This is a genomic window from Streptomyces canus, assembly GCF_001514145.1.
In the GTDB taxonomy this organism is placed as follows: Bacteria; Actinomycetota; Actinomycetes; order Streptomycetales; family Streptomycetaceae; genus Streptomyces; species Streptomyces canus.
The window spans coordinates 2,412-2,905 of the sequence record NZ_KQ948666.1 but is presented as its reverse complement, the minus strand read 5'-3'; the positions used below and the strand labels follow the sequence as shown (position 1 = coordinate 2,905).

The following is a 494-nucleotide window of genomic DNA, read 5'->3' as shown; positions in this document are numbered from 1 at the left end:
CGAAGAAGTCGTCGTCCACCCCCACGGCGTCCAGGCCCAGGACCTCGGCGAAGGCGGCGCACAGGATCTCCTCCTGCGGAGTGGACGGCCCGCGGCCGGTGGCGGCGCCGGTGGTGTAGTCGGGGGCGGGCAGCGCCTTGCGGTCCAGCTTCCCGTTACCGGTCAACGGGATCTCGTCGAGGACCACGACCACCGCCGGAACCATGTGCTCCGGCAGCCGCCCGGCCACGAACTCGCGCACCCGCGCGCCCAACTGGACATCACTGTCGTCAGGATCGGCCGGGACGATATAGGCGACCAGGCGAACATCACCGGTCTCACGGCGGGCCAGCACCGCCGCCCGCGCAACCTCGGGATGGGCCTGAAGCGCGGCCTGGACCTCACCCGGCTCGATACGGAACCCACGCACCTTCACCTGCTCGTCCGCGCGACCGAGATAGACCAGACGCCCGTCACGAGTCCACCGAACCCGGTCACCCGTCCGATACATCCGC

The 494-nt window shown here is 70.4% G+C and carries 1 protein-coding gene; it reads right to left on the bottom strand.

Annotation, left to right across the window (positions count from 1 at the left end; all coding sequences use genetic code 11):
• Nucleotides 1-494 (bottom strand): AMP-binding enzyme (locus AQJ46_RS30680; protein ID WP_159064073.1); only part of this gene is annotated, 494 nt, incomplete at both ends.